This is a genomic window from Aquimarina pacifica, assembly GCF_000520955.1.
Taxonomy (GTDB): domain Bacteria; phylum Bacteroidota; class Bacteroidia; order Flavobacteriales; family Flavobacteriaceae; genus Aquimarina; species Aquimarina pacifica.
Genome location: NZ_JACC01000004.1, coordinates 1 through 3,407, shown reverse-complemented (window position 1 = coordinate 3,407; position 3,407 = coordinate 1). Strand labels below are relative to the sequence as shown.

The following is a 3,407-nucleotide window of genomic DNA, read 5'->3' as shown; positions in this document are numbered from 1 at the left end:
CTGCTGCTGTAATAGAAATAGTTCCGTTATCACTACCACTTGTAGGCGTAATAGATACCCAGTTTGAATTTTCTGATACGGTCCAGTTTACATTTGATGTAATAGCACTAGTTTGCGTCCCTCCGTTAGCAGAGAAGTTTGATACTGCAGCGACAGTCAATGTTTCAGGAATTATTCCACCAGATTCTATATCAGCGTCAAATTGAATTTCTTGTCCAGAAACCAATCTGTCGCATTCTATCGTAAGACTTTCATCAGACGCACCAGCATTTATGGTAAAAGTTCTACTTTGACCAGCTATCAATCCTTTTAGACTTGTGGTAGATGCAACACCATTTACAGCGGGGTATGCATCATAATAAATAGGAGCGATACCAGTGTTGGTAATGGTAACTTGTGTTGATGTTCCGTTGGTTTTGAATTCGGTAACTTCATAATGATACCCTGTTGCCATTCCTGCATCTTCTATTCTAGTTGTTGTCTGGTAATTCAATTGATCATTACCAATCATATAGGTGATATCATACATCTCAGACATTTCTTCAAAAGTAAAACCATATGGTCCCCCTACGTCTAAAACATGTTCTTGGTCCCAGTCAGAATAATAATTTAATTCTCCTCCTGCGGCATAATTATCTGCACGATCAGATCCAAAAGTCAACCAATTTCCGCGATTATATTCATTATCACTTGTAGAGTGGCTTTCGTGCAGGAAAGAGTCATCGAATAATCCGTATCCCAAATTAAGTAGCGTACTACTAGAGGCAATAGGTGTATATTCGCTTGATGCAGCATCTATAGAAATTCCCCATTGCGTTTCTTCAAAAACAGAATCTACATGTTGTAAAAATGTCGTTTGATATGTTTTTGTAGGGAATGTTTGTCCGAATACTAAAGGTCCGTTATATAAATGATATTCTGAGTAAGACCCAAAACCGACTTGTAAAAATGCAAGTCGTGCATCATTATCATAACGTTCTGCAAACTTTGTAAAAAATTCTAATGTAAAATTCTCTAACTCTTGATTCGACCAATCGGGTATATAGGTATTAGAACCCTCTACACTTTCATATTGATCAGTATAATCGCTTCGGTCTCTAATATATTGTGGTACACTTGGCGATGTTACTCCTGGATAGGTATAACGAAAACGAAGGATAACTTGTCTTCCTCTAGCGGCAGCTGTAGTTAATAAATTATCAACGATTGTCCAGTCATATACATCTTCTTGTTCTACTACATCAGAGTAAACAAGGTAAGAATACTCTAATTGAACTTTATTATCTAAAGTGTTAAGGTCAGAACTATTGTCGGCCCAAAAAACAATACCGGTCATAGGTTGTACTCGATCGACACTCGAATGTAATCCAACGTTTACATAATCTTGCCCATGGATTAAGGTGCCCATAAAAAGAAAGAGTAATGAAAACGTTATCTTAAATAAGGGGGACGTTTTTTTTTGGTTATCTGATTTTGGATAACATGATAAGGCTTTTGTGATGTAGTGATTCATTTATTGTTTATTTAGTATAAATTCAAATTGTTTTACAAAGGGTTTTTTAAATATTTTAATAGAACAAATAAAACAAAAATAAGGTTATGAAATATTTTACAACGAAAATAGTAAGTTAATAAAAATATTAATAAGTGTTTTATAATTCGTAGTCATTCATCTAGAATTGGTAACGAATAGAATTTTTTTCGTTAGAAATAGGTGAGTTACTATAGAAACGAAATAAAAAAAAATAGTATTTGTTTTTGTATTATATAAGAGAAATAATTATATTTGCGTATAATTAACGCAAAATAACATATAAAATGAATCCACTACTATTAACAGATGGTTATAAATTAGGTCATAGAGAGCAATACCCAGAAGGAACTACCTTGGTGTATTCTAACTGGACCCCGAGAAAAAGTAGAATAGAAGGAGTAGAAAAGGTAGTGTTTTTCGGGTTACAGTATCTCATTAAAGAATATTTGATTAAGAAATTCAATTCTGAGTTTTTTGATCAACCTAAAGATAATGTTGTTCTTGAGTATAAAAAATTTGTAGATAATTATTTAGGAATAGACTACGATGTTACTCATATAGAAGCGTTACATGATTTAGGATATTTGCCAATAGAAATAAAAGCCATCCCCGAAGGAACAGAAGTACCTATTCGTGTACCTATGTTTGTTTTGGTGAACACAAAACCCGAATTTTTCTGGCTTACAAATTATCTAGAAACATTATTGTCAAGTATTATTTGGCAACCTTGCACATCAGCTACTATTGCGAAACAGTATAGAAAAATATTGACTCAATATGCGCTCGAAACTGATAAAGAAAACCTAGAGTTTGTTACTTGGCAAGGTCATGATTTCTCAATGAGAGGAATGTCTGGTACAGAGTCTGCTATATTAAGTGGGATGGGACATGCACTTTCATTTTCGGGTAGTGATACGCTTCCGGTGGCCAAGGCGTACGAAACCTTTTATAATGCTAATGTAAGCAAGGAGCTCGTGATCGGTAGCGTTAATGCAACAGAGCACAGTGTTATGTGTGCAGGTAGTAAGGATGACGAGATAGGAACATTCCGAAGACTTTTAAAAACGTATCCTACAGGAATCCTATCGGTAGTATCAGATACATGGGATTTATGGAAAGTACTCACAGAGTATCTGCCAAAGCTTAAAGATGAAATAGAACAACGAGAAGGCAAACTAGTGATCAGACCAGATTCTGGAGACCCAGTTGATATTATTTGTGGCTGTGAAAATGAGGACCCTGTTGTTGCCAAAGGTGTTATTGAGCTTTTGTGGGACGAATTCGGAGGAACAACCAATGAACAGGGATATAAGGTGCTGAATCCCAAAATCGGAGCGATATATGGGGACAGTATCACGATTGATAGAGCGACACAAATTTGTGAACGCTTAAAGCGAAAAGGGTTTGCCTCTACAAATGTGGTATTGGGGATTGGTAGTTTTACCTATCAATACAATACAAGAGATACGTTTGGGTTCGCTATGAAAGCCACTTATGTAGAAGTAAAAGGAGAGGGGCGTGAGATTTTTAAAGATCCTATTACGGATGATGGCACCAAAAAATCAGCAAAAGGACTTATACAGCTATATGAAGAAAACAATCAAATACACTTTAAAGATCAGGTGACCAAAGAGGAAGAAAAACAAGGTTTGTTTCAAACTGTTTTTATTGATGGTAAATTAGTTGTAGATGAGCACCTGTCTCAAATACGAAGTAGACTTTCGTAAAGTAAGTTTCGTAAGGAAAAGAAAGATATAAGGAAAGGTGTAAAGAAAGTTTTAATCTTAATCATATATTTTCAGCATTACACTAAGTGCTATTGCATAAAGCAACCAAAAACCTATAGGTAGTATCTCATTAACTGTGTAAGTTA

2 protein-coding genes are annotated in these 3,407 nt (G+C 35.1%); one reads left to right on the top strand and one right to left on the bottom strand.

What is annotated here, in order from left to right; all coding sequences use genetic code 11:
• Positions 1 to 1,513 (bottom strand): BACON domain-containing protein (locus DZ60_RS25060; RefSeq protein ID WP_025740536.1); only part of this gene is annotated, 1,513 nt, incomplete at its 3' end.
• A gap of 305 nt (positions 1,514 to 1,818) precedes the next feature.
• On the opposite strand from DZ60_RS25060, the gene DZ60_RS0103515 reads away from it, so the two are divergent.
• Complete coding sequence (locus tag DZ60_RS0103515) at positions 1,819 to 3,261, top strand: nicotinate phosphoribosyltransferase (protein ID WP_025740535.1); 1,443 nt, start codon at positions 1,819 to 1,821, stop codon at positions 3,259 to 3,261.
• The last annotated feature ends 146 nt before the right edge of the window (positions 3,262 to 3,407 follow it).